The 22,912-nt window shown below is 74.2% G+C and carries 16 protein-coding genes, 1 other RNA gene and 3 pseudogenes; 15 read left to right on the forward strand and 5 right to left on the reverse strand.

Annotated elements, in window-relative coordinates; translation table 11 throughout:
* The first annotated feature begins 171 nt into the window (after positions 1–171).
* Entirely contained in the window at positions 172–1,203 is a 1,032-nt protein-coding gene (locus tag LUW75_RS15840; RefSeq protein ID WP_250336191.1) for a hypothetical protein, read from the forward strand.
* Positions 1,204–1,304: 101 nt separating this feature from the next.
* On the opposite strand, the gene LUW75_RS15845 is transcribed toward LUW75_RS15840, so the two are convergent.
* Positions 1,305–1,499, reverse strand: coding sequence for a hypothetical protein (locus LUW75_RS15845; RefSeq protein WP_250336192.1), 195 nt, complete (start codon positions 1,497–1,499; stop codon positions 1,305–1,307).
* Positions 1,500–1,775: 276 nt separating this feature from the next.
* Here LUW75_RS15845 and ftsE point away from each other — a divergent pair, with 276 nt between their 5' ends.
* From ftsE to ssrA, 5 genes and pseudogenes are all read left to right on the forward strand, one after another.
* Complete coding sequence (gene ftsE, locus LUW75_RS15850; protein WP_250336193.1) at positions 1,776–2,465, forward strand: cell division ATP-binding protein FtsE; 690 nt, start codon at positions 1,776–1,778, stop codon at positions 2,463–2,465.
* A gap of 57 nt (positions 2,466–2,522) precedes the next feature.
* On the forward strand, positions 2,523–3,440 hold the full coding sequence (gene ftsX / locus LUW75_RS15855; protein WP_250336194.1) for a permease-like cell division protein FtsX: 918 nt from the start codon (positions 2,523–2,525) through the stop codon (positions 3,438–3,440).
* Between the two features lie 75 nt (positions 3,441–3,515).
* Positions 3,516–4,711: pseudogene (locus LUW75_RS15860) on the forward strand (S41 family peptidase).
* Positions 4,712–4,729: 18 nt separating this feature from the next.
* Complete coding sequence (gene smpB / locus LUW75_RS15865; protein ID WP_250336195.1) at positions 4,730–5,209, forward strand: SsrA-binding protein SmpB; 480 nt, start codon at positions 4,730–4,732, stop codon at positions 5,207–5,209.
* A gap of 122 nt (positions 5,210–5,331) precedes the next feature.
* Positions 5,332–5,701, forward strand: a transfer-messenger RNA (tmRNA) gene (gene ssrA, locus LUW75_RS15870).
* Positions 5,702–5,814: 113 nt separating this feature from the next.
* Here ssrA and LUW75_RS15875 read toward each other — a convergent pair.
* Positions 5,815–6,300 carry a GNAT family N-acetyltransferase gene (locus tag LUW75_RS15875; RefSeq protein WP_250336196.1) on the reverse strand — a complete coding sequence of 162 codons (486 nt, stop codon included), beginning with the start codon at positions 6,298–6,300 and terminating at the stop codon, positions 5,815–5,817.
* Positions 6,294–7,600 (reverse strand): annotated as a pseudogene (locus LUW75_RS15880) (MFS transporter). The gene LUW75_RS15875 and the pseudogene LUW75_RS15880 overlap by 7 nt, the downstream one beginning before the upstream one ends.
* Positions 7,601–7,745: 145 nt before the next feature.
* Between LUW75_RS15880 and LUW75_RS15885 the strand changes: the two are divergent.
* From LUW75_RS15885 to LUW75_RS15895, 3 genes are all read left to right on the forward strand, one after another.
* Positions 7,746–8,729, forward strand: a complete 984-nt coding sequence (locus LUW75_RS15885; protein WP_250336197.1) for a LysR family transcriptional regulator — start codon at positions 7,746–7,748, stop codon at positions 8,727–8,729.
* A 206-nt stretch (positions 8,730–8,935) separates the two neighbouring features.
* Complete coding sequence (locus LUW75_RS15890) at positions 8,936–11,218, forward strand: HelD family protein (RefSeq protein WP_250336198.1); 2,283 nt, start codon at positions 8,936–8,938, stop codon at positions 11,216–11,218.
* A 355-nt stretch (positions 11,219–11,573) separates the two neighbouring features.
* Positions 11,574–12,998, forward strand: coding sequence for an NAD-dependent malic enzyme (locus LUW75_RS15895; RefSeq protein ID WP_250336199.1), 1,425 nt, complete (start codon positions 11,574–11,576; stop codon positions 12,996–12,998).
* A 294-nt stretch (positions 12,999–13,292) separates the two neighbouring features.
* Here LUW75_RS15895 and LUW75_RS15900 read toward each other — a convergent pair.
* Positions 13,293–14,275, reverse strand: a pseudogene (locus LUW75_RS15900) (IS5 family transposase).
* 126 nt (positions 14,276–14,401) lie between these two features.
* Between LUW75_RS15900 and LUW75_RS15905 the strand changes: the two are divergent.
* Positions 14,402–14,683 (forward strand): HU family DNA-binding protein, encoded by a 282-nt coding sequence (locus LUW75_RS15905; protein ID WP_250336200.1) that lies wholly within the window; start codon positions 14,402–14,404, stop codon positions 14,681–14,683.
* A 228-nt stretch (positions 14,684–14,911) separates the two neighbouring features.
* On the opposite strand, the gene murA is transcribed toward LUW75_RS15905, so the two are convergent.
* Complete coding sequence (gene murA, locus LUW75_RS15910; protein WP_250336201.1) at positions 14,912–16,252, reverse strand: UDP-N-acetylglucosamine 1-carboxyvinyltransferase; 1,341 nt, start codon at positions 16,250–16,252, stop codon at positions 14,912–14,914.
* Positions 16,253–16,523: 271 nt separating this feature from the next.
* Here murA and LUW75_RS15915 point away from each other — a divergent pair, with 271 nt between their 5' ends.
* From LUW75_RS15915 to LUW75_RS15935, 5 genes are all read left to right on the forward strand, one after another.
* Complete coding sequence (locus LUW75_RS15915) at positions 16,524–17,084, forward strand: YqgE/AlgH family protein (protein ID WP_250336202.1); 561 nt, start codon at positions 16,524–16,526, stop codon at positions 17,082–17,084.
* A 30-nt stretch (positions 17,085–17,114) separates the two neighbouring features.
* Positions 17,115–17,402, forward strand: a complete 288-nt coding sequence (locus tag LUW75_RS15920) for a DUF3039 domain-containing protein (protein ID WP_010470163.1) — start codon at positions 17,115–17,117, stop codon at positions 17,400–17,402.
* Positions 17,403–17,901: 499 nt separating this feature from the next.
* A complete protein-coding gene (locus LUW75_RS15925; protein ID WP_250336203.1) occupies positions 17,902–18,789 on the forward strand; it encodes an FAD binding domain-containing protein in 888 nt (295 codons plus the stop codon).
* On the forward strand, positions 18,786–20,450 hold the full coding sequence (locus LUW75_RS15930) for a 2Fe-2S iron-sulfur cluster-binding protein (RefSeq protein WP_250336204.1): 1,665 nt from the start codon (positions 18,786–18,788) through the stop codon (positions 20,448–20,450). Before LUW75_RS15925 ends, LUW75_RS15930 begins: the two co-directional genes overlap by 4 nt.
* The gene (locus LUW75_RS15935; protein ID WP_250336205.1) at positions 20,447–22,771 is read left to right on the forward strand and encodes a xanthine dehydrogenase family protein molybdopterin-binding subunit; all 2,325 of its coding nucleotides are present in this window, start codon (positions 20,447–20,449) and stop codon (positions 22,769–22,771) included. Before LUW75_RS15930 ends, LUW75_RS15935 begins: the two co-directional genes overlap by 4 nt.
* The last annotated feature ends 141 nt before the right edge of the window (positions 22,772–22,912 follow it).

Consider the following 22,912-nt stretch of genomic DNA (forward strand, 5'->3'; position numbering starts at 1 on the left):
GCTTTATAACGCCCTTGACGGCCCCTTGAAAAGCCGAAAGTCTGGGGCGCGGCATGCGCGGAACCTGGGGCGCGTGTGAACGGGGCCGGTCGGGTGACGTCGCGGCCCTCCTGTCCCGGCCCCGGTGCGCTGCTCCACTAGACGAGAACAGCTACTGGGGGTAGCAGCTTTATGACCAAGAAGATGCGGGTCAGGGTCGCGCGGATAGCCGCTGGTGCGGTGATCGCCGCGGGTGCGTCCCTGACCGCGGCCGGAGCCGCTCAGGCGACCGGCATCGACCTCGGCCTCAACGGGGCGTGCTCCCCGCTCGACCCCGCCTGCAACGGCGGCGGTGACTCCTCCAGCGGTGGCACGTCCGTCAACGGTGGCGCATCCGTCAACGGTGGCACGTCCGTCAACGGTGGCGTGTCCATCGGCGGTGGCGTGTCCATCGGCGGTGGTGACTCCTCTACCGGTGGTGCCAACTCCAACGGTGGTGACTCCTCTACCGGTGGTGCCAACTCCAACGGTGGTGACTCCTCTACCGGTGGTGCCAACTCCAACGGTGGTGACTCCTCTACCGGTGGTGCCAACTCCAACGGTGGTGCCAACTCCAACGGTGGTGACTCCTCTACCGGTGGTGCCAACTCCAACGGCGGCGCCAACTCCAACGGTGGCGGCAACTCCAACGGTGGTGACTCCTCTACCGGTGGTGCCAACTCCAACGGCGGCGGCAACTCCAACGGTGGTGACTCCTCTACCGGTGGTGCCAACACCAACGGTGGCACCGCTTCTACCGGTGGCACCGCCTCCAACGGTGGCACCGCTTCTACCGGTGGCACCGCCTCCACTGGCGGCACCGCCTCCACCGGCGGGTCGACCGGTACCACGGGTACGACCGGTACCACGGGTACGACCGGCACCACGGGTGGTGAGGAGCCCGCCTCCACCGGTGGCACCGCCTCCACCGGCGGCAGCGCGACCGGCGGCGACACCGACCCCTGCACCGTGACCCCCGACGGCGTCGAGTGCGCCGACACCAACAACCCCGACACCAACAACGTCGGCTCGCAGCCGGTGCAGCAGGGCGAGGCCAAGGAGGAGCTGGCGGAGACCGGCGCCGCCGAGACCTCGTTCCTCCTCATCGGCGCCGCGACGATGATCGCCGGCGGCATCGGCTTCCGCCTGCTGCCGCGCATGGTCGGCGGCCGCACCGTCGCCTGAGCGACACCCCCGCCCGGGTGACCGGGCATACGGAAGGGCCCGGACACCCACGGTGTCCGGGCCCTTCCCCGCGTACGGCCCTCGGCCCCGGTGGTCGGCCGCTACGCGGGCTGGTGCGCCACGACCAGCGCCGCCGCCGTCGCCACCAGGAGAAGGAACAGCGCCAGCAGCGCCGACGGGCTCAGGGCACCCCAGGGGCTCTGCTGCATGCGTTCGCGGTTCGCCCGGCAGACGGGGCAGCGGCCCTCGCTCACGGGGGCGGCACAGCTGGCGCACACCAATCGGTCATAGGTCATGCGCTCTCCTCCTCCCGCGCGGCGGAGCCGCCGGACCGCGGTCGTCCATCCGGTTCTCTCCGCACAACGCTCAGGGAAACGCGTCCGTTCCCCTTCCCCACTGTGCCAGGTCTCACGAGTTTAGGCGCGTCCCGCCGGATCCGGACCGGCGGAACCGCTTACCACAGCCCCACAACACGGACAACTCGGACAAGCCCGTCCGGTGTCTGCACGGGACATCCCGGTTCGCGTATGGTCACGCTCACCTACTCCTCCCGGCCGACCGTGGGTGCATCCGTGATCCGATTCGACAACGTCTCCAAGTCCTACCCGAAGCAGAACCAGCCCGCGCTCAGGGACGTCTCCCTGGAGATCGAGAAGGGCGAGTTCGTCTTCCTGGTGGGGTCCTCCGGCTCCGGGAAGTCCACCTTCCTGCGGCTGCTCCTGCGCGAGGAGCGCGCCAGCACGGGCACGGTGCACGTCCTCGGCAAGGACCTCGCCCGGCTGTCCAACTGGAAGGTGCCCCACATGCGCCGCCAGCTGGGCACGGTGTTCCAGGACTTCCGACTGCTGCCGAACAAGACGGTCGCGCAGAACGTGGCCTTCGCGCAGGAGGTCATCGGCAAGTCCCCGGGGGAGATCCGCAAGTCCGTACCGCAGGTCCTCGGCCTGGTCGGTCTCGCGGGCAAGGAGGACCGGATGCCGGGCGAGCTGTCCGGCGGCGAGCAGCAGCGCGTGGCCATCGCGCGCGCGTTCGTCAACCGGCCGATGCTGCTGATCGCCGACGAGCCGACCGGAAACCTCGACCCGCAGACGTCGGTGGGCATCATGAAGCTCCTCGACAAGATCAACCGCACGGGCACCACCGTCGTCATGGCGACGCACGACCAGAACATCGTCGACCAGATGCGCAAGCGCGTCATCGAGCTGGAGAAGGGCCGTCTCGTCCGCGACCAGGCCCGCGGCGTCTACGGCTACCAGCACTGACCGGCCGGCGGGCAGTGGCAGGCTTCAGGCACGGCAAGGAAAGGCTCTACGCACGCGATGCGCGCCCAGTTCGTACTCTCGGAGATCGGTGTCGGCCTCCGTCGCAATCTCACGATGACCTTCGCGGTCATCGTCTCCGTGGCCCTGTCGCTGGCGCTGTTCGGCGGCGCGGTGCTCATGGGTCAGCAGGTCAACGCGATGAAGGACTTCTGGTACGACAAGGTCAACGTCACCATCTACCTCTGCAACAAGAACGACGCGGAGACGGCCGAGACCTGCTCCAAGGGCGCCGTGACCGCCCAGCAGAAGGAGCAGATCGAGACGGACCTCAAGAAGCTCGACATCGTGGAGGCCGTCCACCACGAGACGGCGGAGGAGGCGTACCGGCACTACCGGGAGCAGTACGGCGACACGGCCATCGCCAGCGTCATCACGCCCGACCAGATGCAGGAGTCGTTCCGGGTCAAGCTGAAGAACCCGGAGAAGTACGAGGTCGTCGCCACCGCCTTCTCCGGCCGGTCCGGCGTCCACTCGGTGCAGGACCAGCGCGGCCTCCTGGAGACCCTGTTCAACATGATGCGCGGCATGAACGTCGCCGCCCTCGTCGTCATGGGCCTGATGCTGCTGATCGCGCTGATGCTGATCGTCAACACGGTGCGCGTCTCGGCGTTCAGCCGCCGCCGCGAGACCGGCATCATGCGGCTGGTCGGCGCGTCCAGCTTCTACATCCAGATGCCGTTCATCATGGAGGCCGCCTTCGCCGGCCTGCTGGGCGGCCTGGTCGCCTGCGTACTGCTGCTCGTGGGGCGGTACTTCCTGATCGACGAGGGCCTGTCGCTGGCGGAGCAGATGCCGCTGATCCAGTTCATCGGCTGGGACGCGGTGTTCTCGGTGCTCCCCCTCGTCCTCGTCCTGGGCCTGCTGATGCCGTCGCTGGCGGCCGCCGTCGCGCTGCGCAAGTACCTGAAGGTGTGACAAGTACCCCTCCGGCGCCGCACGGGCGACCCCCGTGCGGCGCCTCCCGCTTGTCCTAGAGTGGGCGTCATGTCGCTGCCGGGTCCAGAGTCCTCGCTCCGGCCCCGCCGCATCGGACGGGGGGCCGCCTTGACCGTCCTGTTCGCGACCGTCCTCGCGACGGCCGCAGTCACCGACTCCCTGCCGCGCGAGGGCACCCCGCCGGGGGCGGCCCGCAGCGGCCCGCCGGCCACCCCCTTCTCCCGGGCGGGCGCGGTGCGGGAGCAGGTGGTCCGCGCCGCCGCCGAGGCCGCCGCGGACGGCAAGCCCGTCGCGCAGGCCGCCGAGGAGGTCGTCAGCCGCAGCGGCGACCGGTGGGGCGCCGTCTACGACCGGAGCGAGTACGAGGACTTACGGCGCGCCCTCGACGGGGCGTACACCGGCGTCGGCCTGTGGGCGCGCCGCACCGCCGACGGGCACGTCGAGGTGGCCCGCGTGCAGCGCGGCGGGCCCGCGGAGCGGGCGGGGCTGCGGCCCGGCGACCGGCTCCGCACGGTCGACGGCCGGTCCGTGCGGGGGTGCGCCGCCGCCGAGGTGGTCGCCCTGCTGCGCGGTGACGCCGCGGACGGGGGGGCGCGCGCGCGAAGGCCGGTTCCGCGGTCGTCCTCGGCGTCCAGCGGGGCGCGCGCGCGTGGACGCTGACGCTGCGCCGCGCCCGGCTCGCCGTCGAGGCGGTCACCGTGCGGCGGGTCGGCGACGCGGTGCTGATCCGGATCAGCGCCTTCACCCGGGGCAGCGGCGACCAGGTGCGCAGGGCAGTGGACCGGGCCCCCGACGGCGCCGGGGTGCTGCTGGACCTGCGGGGCAACGGCGGCGGTCTGGTCGCCGAGGCGGTCGTCGCCGCGTCCGCGTTCCTCGACGGGGGGCTCGTCGCCACGTACGACGTGCACGGCGAGGAGCGCGCCCTGTACGCCGAACCGGGTGGTGACACCGAGAGACCCCTCGTCGCACTGATCGACGGCGGCACCACGAGCGCCGCCGAACTGCTGACCGGGGCGCTCAAGGACCGGGGGCGGGCCGTCACCGTGGGGACCCGCACCTTCGGCAAGGGCTCCGTGCAGATGCCCAGCGGCCTCCCCGGCGGTTCGGTCGCCGAGCTGACCGTCGGCCACTACCGCACCCCGGCGGGCACGCGGGTCGACGGGCGCGGCATCACCCCGGACGTCCCGGCGCCCACCCGCGCCGAGGAGCGGGCCCGTACGGTATTGAGTGGCCTCGGGACGGGCGCGTAGTGCGAAAATGGCCGCACTATGGCTAAGGAAAAAGGGCGCAAGCTGATCGCGCAGAACAAGAAGGCGCGGCACGACTACCACATCCTGGACACCTACGAGTGCGGTCTGGTCCTGACCGGCACCGAGGTGAAGTCGCTGCGCCAGGGGCGCGCCTCGCTGGTGGACGGATTCGTGCAGATCGACGGGCACGAGGCGTGGCTGCACAACGTCCACGTACCGGAGTACAGCCAGGGCACCTGGACCAACCACACCGCCCGGCGGAAGCGGAAGCTGCTGCTGCACCGCGCGGAGATCGACAAGCTGGAGTCGAAGTCGCAGGAGACGGGGCACACGATCGTGCCGCTCTCGCTGTACTTCAAGGACGGCCGGGCCAAGGTCGAGGTCGCGCTGGCGCGGGGCAAGAAGGAGTACGACAAGCGGCAGACGCTGCGCGAGAAGCAGGACCGGCGCGAGGCCGAGCGGACCATGTCGGCGATCCGCCGCCGCCAGCGGGCGTGAGGGAGGTGAGGCGGATCACACGACCGGGGAAATACGCTGGCACCGTCCCGCGTTGATCCCGTACGATGGCATCTGCCCCCTGCGAGGGGGCGCGCCCCCTCGGGGGCTTGAAAAAACAACATGGGGATGATCGGTTTCGACAGCGGCTGTCGAAGCAGGGGAAGCGTGTCGAGGAAGCGGCCATGATCTCGTAAACCACAGGCCGAAACCAATAATCGCCAACACCAAGCGCGATTCCTTCGCCCTCGCTGCCTGAGTAGCGACTCGCGAAGTGTCAGCCCGGGGCTGTTCCCGACCCGGATCCTGGCATCAGCTAGGGAACTCGACCTCTAGGCCCGGTCACGGGGCGTAGAGGGAAACCACACAGTGACTGAGCCCGTCGGAGACTTGTCCGCGTGATCTCCGGGGCCGAGAAAAGCGAAGCGGACTGCACACGGAGAAGCCCTGGTTCCGCACCGTTGGACGCGGGTTCGATTCCCGCCATCTCCACTTTCCCATGTGGGTGAGGGCCCGGCAGCCACCAGGCGGCCGGGCCTTCGTCATGCCCGCGCGGGCCGCGGCCCGGACGGCGTCCCGGCGGCGTCCGCGCGGCCGGGACGCCGGCCTCAGAGGAGGGCGCGGTGATGGAGCAGGCCCGGCCGGCCGGTCCGGATCGGCTGCTCGCCCACCCGCCTGAAGGCGTTGCGCTCCAGGACCCTGCGCGAGGCGGCGTTGTCCGGGGTCGTGACCGCCCACAGCTCCACCAGGCCGTACGCCTCGGCGGCCAGCCGGCACACCTCCGCGACCGCCGCCGTCGCCACGCCGCGGCCCGTCGCCCGCCGCGCGATCCGGTAGCCGAGTTCCGGGGCGTTCGGCCCGTCGCAGACCAGGTTGACGCGCCCGACCAGCCCGCCCTCCTCGTCCAGGACGACGTGGAGGTGGACGAGCCCCGCCTCCTGCTCGGCCAGCAGCGCGCGGTGCCGGTCGGCGAACTCCGCGAAGTACGCATCTCCCCGGTCGGACACCGACCGGGCGAAGTAGGCGCGGTTCTCCCGCTCGAAGGCCGGCAGGGCGGGCGCGTGGTCGGCCCGCAGCCGCTCCACCGTCAGCATGCCGCGGAGCATACGGGAGCCCTGCCCCGGACGCCCGCCGCCAGGCCCAGCGCCGCGGCCCCCGCCGCCACCGGCACGGCGTACCCGGTGCCCGCGCCCGCCCGCTCCACGAGCCAGCCGCCCGCCGCCGCGCCCGCCGAGATTCCGCCCAGCAGGGCCGTCACGGCCAGGGACATGCCCTCGTTCAGCCGTCCGGCGGGGGTCAGCCGCTGCACCAGCGACATGGCCGTCACCATCGTCGGCGCCGTCGCCGTCCCCGCCAGCAGCAGCGCTCCCGCCAGGGCGGGCAGCGAATCCGTGACGGACGCCGCCAGCAGCGGCAGCGACATCGGGGCCGCCATCGCCGCCAGGCACACCAGCAGCCGCCGCCGCACGTCCGCGGCGGGACGCGCCGACCCGTACGCGAGGCCGGTCAGGAAGGACCCGAACGCCTGCAGCGCCATGAGCGGCCCGGCCTCCGGTCCGTCCACGAACGCCAGCGTCACGATCTCCATCGACCCGAAGACCGCGCCCGTCGCCAGGAACACCGCCAGCAGCGCGGGCATCCCCGGCGCGCGGAGCGGGGGCGCGCCCGCCGTCCGGCCGCGCGCGGCGCGACCGGCGGCTCCGTCGTGCGCTCCGCAGTGAACAGCAGCGTTCCGGCGAGGAGCAGGACCGCGCCGACCAGGGTGCCCGCCTCCGGGAACAGGGCCGCGCACAGGAACGCGGCGAGCACCGGGCCGGTCATGAAGCACAGTTCGTCCACGGCCTGCTCGAAGGCGTTCGCGGCGTGTGCCGCGCGCGGGTCGGCGCGGTACAGGCGGGCCCAGCGGGCGCGGGACATGCCGCCGGTACTGGGGGTCGTCGCGGTCGCGGCGTACGAGGCGAACAGCGTCCAGTCCGGCGCGTCGTGGCGGACGCACAGCAGCAGGGCGAGCGAACCGAGGGCGGCGAGCACCGTGGCGGGGACGGCGACGCGTGCCTGCCCGTACCGGTCGATCAGCCGCGCGGTGAACGGCGCCACGACCGCCGTCGCGGCGAGGCCGGTCGCGGTGACGGCGCCGGCCAGGGCGTACGAGCCGCGCGACCCGGCGATCATGATGACCGCGCTGACGGTGAACATGCCCATGGGGACGCGTGCGATCACGCTGCCGGCGGTGAACGCGCGCGTACCGGGCGCGGTGAAGAGCCGGGCGTACGGGGTGCGGGGACGGGGCGCCGGGACGGGGCCGCCGACGACCGGCCCGGGTCCCGCGGCGGTGGGCGCGGAGGCGGGTCCGGGTTCGGTGGGGGTGGTGGGGGCGAAGGCGGGTTCGGGCACGGGTCCGGGGCCGGCGGGAGCCGCGGGCGGCCCGGACGCCGGCGTCGTCGGGTGCGGGGTCACGCCCCCACCCTCACCGCCCGACCCGACGCCGGTCCAACACCTGTTCGGGGCGGATCGACGCGCCCGTGTTGTAAGTTCGGACGTGGCCACCGACATCGAACCCCGGCTCCTGCGCGCCTTCGCCGCCGTGGCCGAAGAGCTGCACTTCACCCGCGCCGCCGCCCGCCTGTACGTCGCCCAGCAGGCCCTCAGCCGCGACATCCGGCGCCTGGAGCGACGGCTCGGCACCGAGCTGTTCGTCCGCACCACCCGGCAGGTCGCCCTCACCGCCGACGGCGAGCGGCTCCTCCCGTACGCGCGGGCGGTCCTCGCCGCGTACGACGACCTGGCCGGCGCCCTCTCCGGTGCCGGGCCGCGCCCCCTCCTGGTGGACCTCAACTCGCCGGGCCTGAGCGGCGGCCGCGTCCTGGACCGCGCCCGCGCGCTGGCGTCCGACTGCGAACTGATGGCCCGCTTCGAGAGCGGACTGACCGGCGCCGCCGCCGAGATCCTCGCCGGCCGCCTCGACGCCTCCTTCGGCCGGGTCGCCGGCCTCGACCCGGCGGTCCGCGCCCGGCTCGCCTGGCAGCCCGTGCGGTACGAGCCGATGGCCGTGGTCCTGCCCGCCGACCACCCGCTCGCCGACCGCGCCGAGGTGCCGCTGGCCGCGCTGGCCGGGCAGGCCCTGTACGCCGGGGCGGGGAACCCGCGCACCCGCGAGTGGACCGACCTGGCCGCGCTGCTCTTCGCCGGGCGCGGTCTCCGCGTCGCCCCGCCCGCGCCCCTCGCGGTCGGGGTGGAGGAGTTCCGCCGCGTCATGGCCGGGAGCCGTACGCCGGTCCTGGCCGTGGTCGACTTCCCGCCCATGGCGGACACGGTCCTGCGCCCGCTCGTGGACCCCGTCCCCCTGTCGCCGGTGGCACTCGTGTGGCGCAGGGGGCTGGAGCACCCGGGCCTGGACGCGTTGCGCCTCGCCGCCGCCCGACTGGCCGCCGAGGAGGACTGGCTCACCGTGCCGCGGGGGGCGTGGCTCCCGGAACCGGACGCCGCCCTGATGCGCGCCCCGGAGCCGGGCGCGGCACCATAGCCCCGGCAACCGCCCGCCCCCGCCGGCGCCCCCGGTTCGCCCACCGGGTACGGCCCCGCCTTCGGGCCCGGCCTCCCGCGCGGTGCGGCCGGGGCCCGCGCCCCGTGCCCCGCCCGCGGGAGGCCGCGGGGGCGGCCCGACTGACAGGGGGCCGGAACGTGGCGTACGCTCGACGGCTGCCCAACGCACGTCAGAAGGGGGCCGCGGTGGCCGCGCAGGAAGCCGACCGTGTGGTCGACACGGTCCGGGACCGTGAGGTCGCGGTGGAGCAGGAGCACCTGGACCGGGTGTACCTCCGGCTCGAGGAGAAGATCCACGAGGCGGAGTTCCTCATGCACGACGCCGCCCAGCGCGGCCAGGTCGGCACGCCCGGCGCGCTCGCCGAGCGGGACGCGCAGGTGTTCCGCGCCGGCGTGCACCTCAACCGCCTCAACAGCGAGTTCGAGGACTTCCTCTTCGGCCGTGTCGACCTCCTGCGCGGCAAGGACGGCGAGAAGGGCCCCGACGGGGCGTACACCTCCGTGGAGCCCGCCGACGACGCCGTACGGCCGGACGGCACCGCCGAGATCGCCGAGACCCTCCACATCGGCCGCCTCGGCGTACTCGACGCCGACTACAGCCCGCTCGTCATCGACTGGCGCGCGCCCGCCGCCGCGCCGTTCTACCGGGCCACCCCCGTGGAGCCGGGCCGCGTCGTGCGCCGCCGCGTCATCCGCTCCAAGGGGCGCCGCGTCCTCGGCGTCGAGGACGACCTGATGCGCCCCGAGCTGACCGCCACGCTCGACGGCGCGGAGCTGCCCGCCGTCGGCGACGGCGCCCTCATGGCCGCACTCGGCCGGGCCCGCGGCCACACGATGCGCGACATCGTGTCGTCCATCCAGGCCGAGCAGGACCTCGTCATCCGCGCGCCCGCCGCGTCCGTCACGTACGTCGAGGGCGGCCCCGGCACCGGCAAGACCGCCGTCGCCCTCCACCGCGCCGCGTACCTGCTCTACCAGGACCGCCGCCGGTACGCCGGGGGCATCCTCGTCGTGTCGCCGACCCCGCTGCTCGTCGCCTACACCGAGGGCGTCCTGCCGTCGCTGGGGGAGGAGGGCCAGGTCGCCGTCCGCGCCGTCGGCAGCCTCGTCGACGGCGTCGAGGCCACCGCGTACGACGACCCGTCCGTCGCCCGCGTCAAGGGCTCCTCCCGGATGCCGAAGGTGCTGCGCAGGGCCGCCCGGGGCGCCCTGGAGCGGGGCGGCGCCCCCGACCGGCTGCGCGTCGTCGCCTTCGGCCGCCGCGTCGAGCTGGAGGCGGAGGAGCTGCGGCGGATCCGTCACGCGGCGCTCGGCGGCACCGCGCCCGTCAACCTGCTCCGCCCCCGCGCCCGGCGCCTGATCCTCGACGCCCTGTACGCGAAGACGGGCGCCGCCGCCCGCCAGACCGATCCGGAGCTCGCCGCCGAGTTGCGGTCCTCCTTCGACGAGGACGTCGCCTCGGAGGACTCCTTCACCGCGTTCCTCGACGCCTGGTGGCCCGAGCTGACCCCGCGGGGCGTGCTCGCCGCGATGGCCGACGAGCGGCGCCTGGGCCGCTGGTCGCGCCGCGTCCTCAACCCGGGCGAGGTGCGCCGCCTCGCCCGCTCGCTGCGCCGCGACGCGTACTCGGTGCACGACGTGGCGCTCCTGGACGAGCTGCAGACGCTGCTCGGCGCCCCCGCCGGACCGCGCCGCAGACGGGAGCCGGACCCGCTGGACCAGCTCACCGGCCTGGAGGAGCTGATGCCCGTCCGCGAGGAGTCGCAGCGCGAGCGGGCCGAGCGGCTGGAGCGGGAGCGCACCGAGTACGCGCACGTCATCGTCGACGAGGCGCAGGACCTGACGCCCATGCAGTGGCGCATGGTCGGCCGCCGCGGCCGGCACGCCACCTGGACGGTCGTCGGGGACCCGGCCCAGTCGTCCTGGTCGGACCCGGACGAGGCCGCGGAGGCCCGGGACGAGGCGCTGGGCACCCGGCCGCGCCGCCGCTTCACCCTCACGGTGAACTACCGCAACCCCGCCGAGATCGCCGAACTGGCCGCCGGGGTCCTGGCCCTGGCCATGCCCGGCGCCGAGTCGCCGCGCGCGGTGCGCTCCACGGGCGTGGAGCCCCGCTTCACCGCCGTGGGCGACGGGGACCTCGCGGCGGTCGTGCGGGACGAGGCGCGCCGCCTGCTGGAACGCGTGGACGGCACCGTGGGCGTCGTCGCCATGGGCCGGCGGGAGCAGGCGGCGGGCTGGCTCGCGGGCCTGGGCGACCGCGTGGTGGCGCTGGGCAGCCTGGAGGCGAAGGGCCTGGAGTACGACGCGACCGTGGTCGTCTCCCCGGCCGAGATCGCCGACGAGTCCCCGGCGGGCCTGCGGGTGCTGTACGTGGCGCTGACCCGTGCCACGCAGCAGCTGACGGTCGTCGCCGGGCGGCGCGACGAACCGGACGCCGCGGGGGTCCCGGACCTGCTGCGCGACTGAACCGCGACCGGATCCCGGCGGGTTTGTTAGCCTGGTGGTGGCACCGGCTCGATCCAAGCCCCCGGGCCCAACCTTAGTCGCCGCGAGCGACCACTTGCCGCGAGGCGAGCATGGCGGGCCGGTGTCGCCGAACGTGCAGGCGGGTCCGCGTCATCCGGGGCGATGACGCGGACCCGCCTCCTTTTGGCCGCCGGCCTCCGGGCGCCGGCCCTGCCCGCGGGGCGGGAGAGCGGCTCCCGAGAACAAAACGACCGTATTACCTGCTACCCGCGAGTAGGTGCGACCATCGGAAGGCTCGTGCGGCCCGTTCCGCGCGGTACGGCAGCGAAACCAGGGAAAGCAGAGGAACCCGGCCATGGCAACGGCGCCCAGCGTCTCGTACTCGATGACGGTCCGGCTGGAGGTGCCCGCGAGCGGAACGGCGGTCTCCCAGCTCACCACGGCCGTGGAGTCCTCCGGCGGCTCCGTCACCGGCCTGGACGTGACCGCGTCCGGCCACGAGAAGCTGCGGATCGACGTGACCATCGCGGCCACCTCGACCACCCACGCCGACGAGATCGTCGGCAAGCTGCGCGACATCGAGGGCGTCGTCCTCGGCAAGGTCTCGGACCGCACGTTCCTGATGCACCTCGGCGGCAAGATCGAGATGGCGTCGAAGCACCCCATCCGCAACCGCGACGACCTGTCCATGGTCTACACACCCGGCGTCGCCCGCGTGTGCATGGCCATCGCCGAGAACCCCGAGGACGCCCGCCGCCTCACCATCAAGCGCAACTCCGTCGCCGTCGTCACGGACGGCTCCGCCGTGCTCGGCCTCGGCAACATCGGCCCGAAGGCCGCGCTGCCCGTCATGGAGGGCAAGGCTGCGCTGTTCAAGCGGTTCGCCGGCATCGACGCCTGGCCGATCTGCCTCGACACGCAGGACTCCGACGCCATCGTCGAAATCGTCAAGGCCATCGCGCCCGGCTTCGCCGGCATCAACCTGGAGGACATCTCCGCGCCCCGCTGCTTCGAGATCGAGGCGCGGCTGCGGGAAGCCCTCGACATCCCGGTCTTCCACGACGACCAGCACGGCACCGCGATCGTCGTCCTGGCCGCCCTGACCAACGCCCTGCGCGTCGTCGGCAAGGCCGTCGGGGACGTCCGCGTCGTCATGTCGGGCGCCGGCGCCGCCGGCACGGCCATCCTGAAGCTGCTCATCGCGGCGGGCGTCAAGCACGCGGTCGTCGCCGACATCCACGGCGTCGTCCACGCCGGCCGCGAGGACCTGGTGGACGCCGCGCCGCAGTCCCCGCTGCGCTGGATCGCCGACAACACCAACCCCGAGGGCGTCACCGGCACGCTCAAGGAGGCCGTGCGCGGCGCGGACGTCTTCATCGGGGTGTCCGCCCCGAACCTCCTCGACGGCGACGACGTGGCCGCCATGGCCGACGACGCCGTCGTGTTCGCGCTCGCGAACCCGGACCCCGAGGTCGACCCGGCCGTCGCCCGCCGGACCGCCGCCGTCGTGGCCACCGGCCGGTCGGACTTCCCCAACCAGATCAACAACGTCCTGGTCTTCCCCGGCGTGTTCCGCGGACTGCTGGACGCCCAGTCCCGTACGGTCAACACCGACATGATGCTCGCGGCGGCGACCGCCCTGGCGGACGTCGTCACCGACGGGGAGCTGAACCCGAACTACATCATCCCGTCGGTCTTCAACGACAAGGTCGCGGGCGCCGTGGCCGGTGCCGTACGCAATGCCGCGAAGGCCGCGGCGGCGGACGCGAAGCCCCTCTGACGCCCCTCACCGAGCGTGACGGCACGCACGGTCGCGCGGCCGCCCGGCGCGTCGCGGACCGTGGGCCTCCGCCCCCGCCCTTAGGGTTGCGCTTCGGCTCCGGGACGTCTTCGCGCGGCCGGCGCGCGGTCGGCCGGACCCCACCGGGACGGGGCCGTGGCGCTTTCCGTGTGATGCCGGAGGGTGCCGGATTGGCTTTCCCGCCGCTGGTGGGGGCAGGATGCGTATTCGGGCGCGAGGGTCTGACGGCAGACCCGGGTCCGAGCACTGTCCTGGGACTGTCTCCAGTTGTGATCATTGGGCTTTCAGGAGGCTGCTGATCCAGATGGTCGCTGCGCGGAGATGGAGTCCGGCGAGGTAGCTCTCGGGTGTCTTGTCGTAGCGGGTCGCGATGCCGCGCCAGTCCTTCATCCTGTTGATGGCCCGCTCGACCGTGTTGCGGTCGCGGTAGAGATCGGCATTGTGGGTGACGGGCCTGCCGCCCCGGCTGCCTTTCTTCCTGCGGTTGGCGGCCTGGTCCTTCTTCTCCGGGATGACCGCCTTGATGCGGCGTTTGCGCAGGTGGGCTCGGTTGGCGCGGGAGGAGTAGGCCTTATCACCGGCCACGGCGGCGGGCCGGGTGCGGGGACGGCCGACGGGCAGACGGACCCGCACCTTGCTCAGCACCGGGATGAAGTGGGGGCTGTCGCCAGCCTGCCCGGCGGTCAGAAGGAGGGCCATCGGCCGGCAGCGCCGGTCGGCGGCCAGGTGAATCTTGCTGGTCAGCCCGCCGCGGGACCGCCCGAGGAGGGCGGCCTTCAGCCGGGCCCGCCGTCGTAAGCGGATGCGTTGGCGTTCGGCGCGGACCGGATCGCTTTCGCTGTCCTGCCCGTCTTGTCCCTTCGACGCTCCCCCTTTTGCACGGCCGCCTCCTCGAGTGCGGACAGGGTCTGTTCGCTGACCCGCATGCCGGCGGCGTCGTGATGGGCCCGCGTGGTGGTGGAGTCCACGCTGACCAGGGACATGTCGATCTCGTCCCTGCGGGCGGCTTCGGCGATCGCTTCGTCCAGCAGGGCCTGGAAGACGCCCGCGTCCCGCCATCGCATGAAGCGGTTGTAGACGGTCTGCCAGGCGCCGAACCGCTCGGGCATCTCCCTCCACTGGCTGCCGGTCCGGAACCGCCAGATCACCCCTTCGAACTGCTCACGCAGCCGCTCGGGGTACGGGCCGAACCTGCCGACCGGCAGGAACGGCCCGATGAACTCCCACTCTTGGTCCGTGAGTTGCGCACGCGTCACACCACAGTCCTACCGGACCGGCACCCATCCCCGTGCTTGATCACAACAAGAGACAGCCCCTAGGGCCCTGGCAGCATCGGCTTCGATCTCACGCCTCACAGGCAAGAAGAACACGGGAGTAACAACATGAACCGCAGTGAGCTGGTGGCCGCCCTGGCCGACCGCGCCGAGGTGACCCGAAAGGACGCCGACGCCGTGCTGGCCGCGCTCGCCGAGACCGTCGGCGAGGTCGTCGCCAAGGGCGACGAGAAGGTCACCATCCCCGGTTTCCTGACCTTCGAGCGCACCCGCCGTGCCGCTCGCACCGCTCGCAACCCCCAGACCGGTGAGCCGATCGAGATCCCGGCCGGTTACAGCGTGAAGGTCTCCGCGGGCTCGAAGCTCAAGGAAGCCGCCAAGGGCAAGTAGGCCCCCGCAGACGTGTGAGGAGGGCGGTCACCCGTCGGGTCGGGTGACCGCCCTCCCCCTGCCCGCGCCCGGCCCGCCCGGAGCCCCGCGCACCCCGCGCACGGCGGCGGCCCCCGTCCACCACGGGGCGGCCGCCGTCGTACGCGAACGCAAGCCGGCGCTCCGTCGGAGCCCCGTCGCGCGCCGGGACGGACCCGCCGGGCGGTTCCCCGCCCGGCGGGTCCGCCGTCAGACGGTCCCGGCGCCCGGGAGCTCGACCTTCGCGCCCAGCTCCACCAGCTTCTGCATGAAGTTCTCGTAGCCGCGGTTGATCAGCTCGATGCCGTGGACGCGCGACGTGCCCTGCGCGGCCAGGGCGGCGATCAGGTACGAGAAGCCGCCGCGCAGGTCGGGGATGACCAGGTCGGCGCCCTGGAGCTTCGTCGGGCCCGACACGACCGCGGAGTGCAGGAAGTTCCGCTGGCCGAAACGGCAGTCGGAGCCGCCCAGGCACTCCCGGTACAGCTGGATGTGCGCGCCCATCTGGTTCAGCGCCGACGTGAAGCCGAGCCGCGACTCGTACACCGTCTCGTGGACGATCGACAGGCCCGCGGCCTGCGTCAGGGCGACCACCAGCGGCTGCTGCCAGTCGGTCTGGAAGCCCGGGTGCACGTCCGTCTCCAGCGCTATCGCGTTCAGCGAGCCGCCCGGGTGCCAGAAGCGGATGCCCTCGTCGTCGATCTCGAAGGCGCCGCCCACCTTCCGGTACGTGTTGAGGAAGGTCATCATCGAGCGCTGCTGCGCGCCGCGCACGGAGATGTTGCCCTCGGTGGCCAGCGCCGCCGAGGCCCAGGACGCCGCCTCCAGACGGTCCGGGAGCGCGCGGTGGGCGTAGCCGCCCAGCTCGTCGACGCCGGTGATCCGGATCGTCCGGTCGGTGTCCATCGCGATGATGGCGCCCATCTTCTGCAGGACGCAGATGAGGTCCTCGATCTCGGGCTCGACCGCCGCGTTGGAGAGTTCCGTCACACCCTCCGCCAGCACGGCCGTCAGCAGCACCTGCTCGGTCGCGCCCACCGACGGGTACGGCAGCCGTATCTTCGTGCCGCGCAGCCGCCGCGGCGCCTCCAGGTACTGGCCGTCGGCGCGCTTCTCGATCCTCGCGCCGAACTGCCGGAGCACCTCGAAGTGGAAGTCGATCGGCCGTCCGCCGATGTCGCAGCCGCCCAGCCCGGGGATGAACGCGTGCCCGAGCCGGTGCAGCAGCGGACCGCAGAACAGGATCGGGATGCGCGAGGAGCCCGCGTGGGCGTCGATGTCGGCGACGTTCGCGGACTCGACGGACGTCGGGTCCATCACCAGCTCGCCCGGCTCGTCGCCGGGCCGGACGGTCACGCCGTGGAGCTGGAGCAGCCCGCGGACCACGCGCACGTCGCGGATGTCCGGCACGTTGCGCAGCCGGCTGGGCCCGCTGCCGAGCAGTGCGGCGACCATCGCTTTGGGCACGAGGTTCTTCGCGCCGCGGACGCGGATCTCGCCCTCCAGCGGAGTGCCGCCGTGGACAAGCAGTACATCGTCTGTGCCGGTCATGTATCTCGCGTTCCGGATGTGGTCGGGCAGGGGCCAGACAAAAGCGTAAAGGGCTTTCGCCCGTGCACCGTAAGTCGGCGGGGCGGCGGGGGCGCGGCGCAACCGGACCGGGGCCCGGGCGGACGTGTCGTCGCCCCGGGTGACGACGCGTCTCCGTGCCGGGGCGCGTACGGAGCGTGTCCGGCGCGCCGGCCCCCGCCGTGTGCCGGGAGACGGCCGGATCGCTCCGCGTCCGTCCCCGTACGGGCCGAAGATGCGGGATCATGTGTCCATGACGGAGGTGTCCTCGCTCGCGGGCCGGCTGCTCGTCGCCACCCCCGCGCTGGCCGACCCGAACTTCGACCGCGCGGTGGTGCTGCTGCTCGACCACGACGACGAGGGCTCCCTCGGCGTGGTCCTCAACCGGCCCACACCGGTCGACGTGGGCTCCATCCTGGAGTCCTGGGCGCCGCTCGCCGGCGAGCCCGGCGTGGTCTTCCAGGGCGGGCCCGTCTCCCTCGACGCCGCGCTCGGCCTCGCCGTGATCCCCGGGGACGAGGGACCCCTCGGCTGGCGCCGGGTGCACGGCGCGATCGGCCTGGTCGACCTGGAGGCCCCGCCCGAGCTGCTCGGCCCCGCCCTCGGCAGCCTGCGGATCTTCGCCGGGTACGCCGGCTGGGGGCCCGGCCAGCTGGAGGAGGAACTGGGCGACGGGGCCTGGTTCGTCGTCGAGTCCGAACCCGGCGACGTGTCGTCCCCGCGGCCCGAGAGCCTGTGGCGGGCCGTGCTGCGGCGGCAGCGCAGCGAACTCGCCATGATCGCGACGTACCCGGACGACCCGAGCCTGAACTGAAGCCGCCCCGGGTGAGTACCCTTGGCGGTTATGAGCACTCTCGAGCCCGAGCGCGGGGCAGGTACGGGGACCCTCGTAGAGCCGACGCCGCAGGTGTCGCACGGCGACGGAGACCACGAGCGCTACGCCCATTACGTCCAGAAGGACAAGATCATGGCGAGTGCCCTCGACGGCACTCCCGTCGTCGCCCTGTGCGGCAAGGTCTGGGTCCCCGGCCGCGATCCCAAGAAGTACCCGGTCTGCCCGATGTGCAAGGAGATCTACGACTCCATGGGCGCGGGCGGCGACAAGGACAAGGGCGGCAAGGACAAGAAGTAGGCCCCCCGGGCCTCACGGTCCCTCCGCGGGGAGGCCCCCGGGCGCCGCACGCCCCGTGCCCGCCGTGCCTGGCACGGGCCGGTCCGCGGGGCCGAGCGCCCGGCCGGGGGCCTCCGCCGCACCCCCGTCCCGTGCCGCGCCGCACCCCCGTCTCGTCCGGTGCCGCACTCCCGCCCCGTGCCGCCCGCCCGGTCCCGGCGCGCCCGTCGCCCGGCCCCGCGCGCCCGTCGCCCGGTGGGCCGGGAACGCCCCGAACGTGTGACTCCGCCGTGCCGGGCGCCCCGGCGCGCGCCCGAGGTTCCTCCGCCGACAAAGGTTTGCAAAGCGGACCATTCGCCCGGCCTGAGGGGCGTGGGCGGCCGCGGGCGGATCCACCCCCCGCGGGCCCTCGCGTCACCCGTCCCCGAAGATGTGCCACAGTTTCCACGTCCGGGCTGTGAGCACGTACGGTACGGCAACACAGGCGGGACAGCCGGGACACCGGGAAGGGGCAGCTGGGTTGACCACGCACGCACCGAGGACGGCGCACTCCGTCACGCTGCCGGCCTCGCTCGACGAGGCCGTGGCGGCACTCGCCGCCATGCCCGCCGCCGTGCCCGTCGCCGGCGGCACGGACCTGATGGCCGCGGTCAACAAGGGCCGGCTGCGCCCCGCCGGCCTGGTCGGCCTCGGCCGCATCAACGAACTGCGCGGGTGGCAGTACCAGGACGGTCACGCCCTCCTCGGCGCCGGCCTCACCCACGCCCGCATGGGGCGCCCCGACTTCGCCGCCCTCATCCCCGCGCTCGCCGCCGCCGCGCGCGCCGCGGGCCCGCCGCAGATCCGCAACGCGGGCACCCTCGGCGGCAACGTCGTCACCGCCGCGCCGACCGGCGACTCGCTGCCCGTCCTGGCCGCCCTGGAGGCCGACCTCGTCGTCGCCGGCCCGTCCGGCGGCCGCGAGGTCCCCGTCTCGCACCTGCTCGCCGGCCGCGCGATGCTCGAACCGGGCGAACTGGTCGCCTTCGTCCGGGTGCCGCTGCTGCACGCCCCGCAGGTGTTCCTCAAGGCCACCGGGCGGACCGGCCCGGGCCGCGCCCTCGCCTCCGTCGCCGTCGTCCTGGACCCGGCGCGGCGGGCGGTGCGCTGCGCGGTCGGGGCGATCGCGCCGATGCCGCTGCGTCCGCTGGAGGCCGAGCACTGGATCGCCTCGCTCGTCGACTGGGACGGCGAGCGGGGGCTGGCGCCGGAGGCCCTCGTGGCGTTCGGCGAGTACGTCGCGGCGGCCTGCGTCCCGGACCGGCCGCCGGCCGCCGAGGAGCCGCCTCCGCTGCCGCCCGCCGTACTGCAACTGCGCCGCACGGTGTCCGTGCTGGCCCGACGAGCACTGGGGAGGGCGCTGTCGTGACCACCGACGAGTCCGGCAACGAGGAGCGCGCGCGGGACGGCGGCGGCTGGCAGCCGACGCCGCAGGGGGAGTACGACGGCGACGCCACGGCGTTCGTCCACCTCCCGCCCGACATCGCCCGGGACGGCGTCCCGCTGGAGGCGCCCGGCCACGGCTACGTACCGCCGCACATCGCCGACCCGCACGCCACCGCGCAGTGGAACTTCACGTCCGCCCCGGAGGCCGCGCACCCGCCCGCCCCGGGCCCCGCCGACCTGACGGGCCAGTGGACGATCCCGGTCGCGCAGGGGGAGCTGCCCGAGGAGTCGGGCGAGTACCGGATGGGCGCCCGGCAGTTCGGCACCGCGCCCGGGTACGCGCCGGCGTACGGCGGCGGACCCGAGCACGGGTACGCGCCGGTCCACGGCACGCCCGCGCACGACACGCCCGCCCACGGGTCCGGGTACGCCCCCGGGACCGCGTCCGCGCCCGGTCCCGCACACCCGCACGAGGCGGCCGCACCGGCCCCGGAGAGCGCCGCGCCCGCGTCGGGACCCGCCTGGGCGGACGGCAGCAGCGCCCCCGCGACACTGCCGGGCGGTGCCCCCGCGCCCTGGGCGGTCGCCCCGCAGCCGGGTTTCGCCCCGGAACGGCCCGCCCCGCGACCGCAGTCCGCCCCGCAGGCCGAGGCACCGGCCGAGCCCGCGGCCCCGTACGAGCCCTCCGCCGCGCCGGACGACCGGGGCGACGGCCCCGCAGAGGCGGCCCGCGCGCGGGCCGGCGAGACCGGCACCGACCACGCGGTCGGCGCCCCGGCGGCCGGAGCGGTCGTCGACGGCCTCCCCGCCGCCGAGCCGTCCCCCGCCGAGCCGTCCCCCGAACGGGACGCGGCCCCGGCCGACGCCGACCACGCCGCGGTCAGCGACCACACCGCGGTCCCCGACACCACCGCCCAGGCGGCACCCGACCACGCGCCGACGGACGGGGCGCCGGCCGACCACGCGCCGGCGGACGGGGCGCCGGGCCGGCCCGCGCCGGACGACCGGCCCGCGCCGGACGACCGGCCCTCCTCCGACCAGCCCTCTCCCGACCGGGAGGGGAGCGGCGAGCACCCGCACGTCTCGTACGTCCTGCGTGTCAACGGCGCCGATCGCCCCGTCACCGACGCGTGGATCGGCGAGTCGCTGCTGTACGTGCTGCGCGAGCGCCTCGGCCTGGCCGGTGCCAAGGACGGCTGCTCGCAGGGCGAGTGCGGCGCGTGCAACGTCCAGGTCGACGGCCGCCTCGTCGCCTCCTGCCTGGTGCCCGCCGCGACCGCCGCGGGCAGCGAGGTCCGTACCGTCGAGGGCCTGGCCGCCGGCGGAGCGCCCTCCGACGTACAGCGCGCCCTCACCCGCTGCGGCGCGGTCCAGTGCGGCTTCTGCATCCCCGGCATGGCGATGACCGTGCACGACCTGCTGGAGGGCAACCACGCGCCCAGCGACGTGGAGGCCCGGCGGGCGCTGTCCGGCAACCTGTGCCGCTGCACCGGCTACCAGGGCGCCCTCAGAGCCGTACGGGAAGTCGTCGCGGAACGCGCCGCCGGAAGGCCGGGAGCGACCGGAGGCGCGGCCGACCGGCAGAACCCCGAGGTCCGCATCCCGCACCAGGTCCCCCACCCGCACGACGGAGGCACGGCGTGAGCAACGACGCGGCCACCGCCATCCCGGCGGTCGACGTCCCCCGGCAGGCGCAGGAGCAGGAGCGGCCCGTCCGCGGGCTCGGCGCGTCGCTGCCGTCGGCCGACGCCCCCGCCAAGGCGCAGGGCACCTTCCCCTACGCCGCCGACCTGTGGGCCGAGGGCCTCCTGTGGGCGGCGATCCTCCGTTCCCCGCACGCGCACGCGCGCATCCGGTCGATCGACACGTCCGCCGCCGCGGCGATGCCCGGTGTGCGGGCCGTGGTGACCCACGCGGACGTGCCGGGGGACGCGGCGTACGGCCGGACCGTCGCCGACCGCCCCGTCTTCGCGGCCGACGTGGTCCGCCACCACGGCGAGGCCATCGCGGCCGTGGCCGCGGACCACCCGGACGCGGCCAGGCTCGCGGCGGCGGCGATCATCGTCGACTACGAGGTGCTGGAGCCGGTCACCGACCCGGAGCAGGCGTTCTCCGCCCCGCCGCTGCACCCCGACGGCAACCTGATCCGCCACATCCCGCTCCGCTTCGGCGACCCCGACGTCACCGGCGAGGTGATCGTCGAGGGCCTGTACCGCATCGGCCGCCAGGACCCGGCGCCCATCGGCGCGGAGGCCGGTCTCGCGGTGCCGCGCCCGGACGGCGGCGTCGAGATCTACACGGCGTCCACCGACCCGCACACCGACCGCGACCTGGCCGCCGCGTGCTTCGGCCTGCCGCCGGAGCAGGTGAGGATCGTCGTGACGGGAGTGCCCGGCGCGATGGGCGACCGGGAGGACCCCGGCTTCCAGATCCCGCTCGGCCTGCTGGCCCTGCGGACGGGCGCGCCGGTGAAGCTCGCCGCGACCCGCGAGGAGTCGTTCCTCGGGCACGCCCACCGCCATCCGACGCTGCTGCGCTACCGCCACCACGCGGACGGGGAGGGCCGCCTGGTGAAGGTGGAGGCGCAGATCCTCCTCGACGGCGGTGCGTACGCCGACGCCTCCTCCGACTCCCTGGCGGCGGCCGTCTCCTTCGCCTGCGGCCCGTACGTCGTCCCGCACGCCTTCGTCGAGGGCTGGGTCGTCCGCACCAACAACCCGCCCGCCGGGCACGTGCGCGGCGAGGGCGCGATGCAGGTGTGCGCCGCGTACGAGGGCCAGATGGACAAGCTGGCGGCGAAGCTGGGCCTGGACCCGGCCGAACTGCGCATGCGCAACGTCCTCGCGACCGGCGACCTGCTGCCGACGGGCCAGACGGTGACGTGCCCGGCACCGGTCGCCGAACTGCTGGAGGCCGTACGGGAGTACCCGCTGCCGCCGCTGCCGGTGGACGCCTCGGAGGACGACTGGCTGCTGCCGGGCGGCCCGGAGGGCGCGGGGGAGCCGGGCGCGGTGCGGCGGGGCGTCGGCTACGCGCTGGGCATGGTGCACATGCTGGGCGCCGAGGGCACGGACGAGGTGTCGACGGCGACGGTGAAGGTCGAAGGCGGCGCGGCGACGGTGCTGTGCGCCGCCGTGGAGACCGGCCAGGGCTTCTCGACGCTGGCGCGCCAGATCGTCCAGGAGGTCCTGGGCGTGGAGGACGTGCGGGTGGCGCCCGTGGACACGGACCAGCCGCCGGCGGGCCCGACGGCGCACGGCCGCCACACGTGGGTGTCGGGCGGCGCGGTGGAGCGCGCGGCGAAGATGGTCCGCACACAGCTGCTCCAGCCGCTGGCGCACAAGTTCGGCATGTCGACGGAGCTGCTCCAGATCCAGGAGGGCAGGATCAGCTCGTACGACGGCGTCCTGTCCACGACGGTGGCGGAGGCGCTGGAGGGCAAGGAGCTGTGGGCGACGGCACAGTGCCGCCCCCACCCGACGGAGCCGCTGGACGAGGCCGGGCAGGGCGACGCGTTCGTGGGCCTGGCGTTCTGCGCGATCCGCGCGGTGGTCGACGTGGACGTGGAGCTGGGCTCCGTACGGGTCGTGGAGCTGGCCGTCGCGCAGGACGTGGGCAGGATCCTGAACCCGGCCCAGCTGGCCACCCGCATCGAGGCCGGCGTCACCCAGGGCCTGGGCGCGGCACTCACCGAGAACCTCCGCACCCCGCGCGGCCTGGTCCGCCACCCGGACCTGACGGGCTACGCCCTGCCGACGGCGCTGGACACCCCCGACATCCGCATCGTGAAGCTGGTCGAGGAGCGGGACGTGGTGGCCCCGTTCGGCGCGAAGGCGGCGAGCGCGGTACCGGTGGTCACCTCCCCGGCGGCCATCGCCTCGGCGGTCCGCGCCGCCACCGGCCGCCCCGTCAACCGCCTCCCCATCCGCCCCCAGTCCGCGGTGGTCCAGCCCCAGACGTCCTGACGCGGCCGTGCGGCCGGGGCGCGCCCGTGCAGTGAGAGCGGTCGAGGGCCTCGCTTGCAGGGAGGAAGGCGTTCCGCCACCACGGGGGAAGGGCCGGTCCTGTGAGCCGTCACCGGCGAGCCCTGTCGTTCGTCGCGCCGT

This window comes from Streptomyces sp. MRC013 (assembly GCF_023614235.1).
Lineage (GTDB): Bacteria > Actinomycetota > Actinomycetes > Streptomycetales > Streptomycetaceae > Streptomyces.

Bases quoted from the DNA above. Each gene is read 5' to 3' on its own strand.
- smpB (WP_250336195.1), top strand. From the start codon at position 4,730: ATGGCTAAGGAAAAAGGGCGCAAGCTGATCGCGCAGAACAAGAAGGCG.
- LUW75_RS15895 (WP_250336199.1), top strand. From the start codon at position 11,574: ATGGCAACGGCGCCCAGCGTCTCGTACTCGATGACGGTCCGGCTGGAG.
- LUW75_RS15915 (WP_250336202.1), top strand. From the start codon at position 16,524: ATGACGGAGGTGTCCTCGCTCGCGGGCCGGCTGCTCGTCGCCACCCCC.
- LUW75_RS15920 (WP_010470163.1), top strand. From the start codon at position 17,115: ATGAGCACTCTCGAGCCCGAGCGCGGGGCAGGTACGGGGACCCTCGTA.
- LUW75_RS15840 (WP_250336191.1), top strand. From the start codon at position 172: ATGACCAAGAAGATGCGGGTCAGGGTCGCGCGGATAGCCGCTGGTGCG.
- ftsX (WP_250336194.1), top strand. From the start codon at position 2,523: ATGCGCGCCCAGTTCGTACTCTCGGAGATCGGTGTCGGCCTCCGTCGC.
- LUW75_RS15845 (WP_250336192.1), bottom strand. From the start codon at position 1,499: ATGACCTATGACCGATTGGTGTGCGCCAGCTGTGCCGCCCCCGTGAGC.
- murA (WP_250336201.1), bottom strand. From the start codon at position 16,252: ATGACCGGCACAGACGATGTACTGCTTGTCCACGGCGGCACTCCGCTG.
- LUW75_RS15905 (WP_250336200.1), top strand. From the start codon at position 14,402: ATGAACCGCAGTGAGCTGGTGGCCGCCCTGGCCGACCGCGCCGAGGTG.
- LUW75_RS15875 (WP_250336196.1), bottom strand. From the start codon at position 6,300: ATGCTGACGGTGGAGCGGCTGCGGGCCGACCACGCGCCCGCCCTGCCG.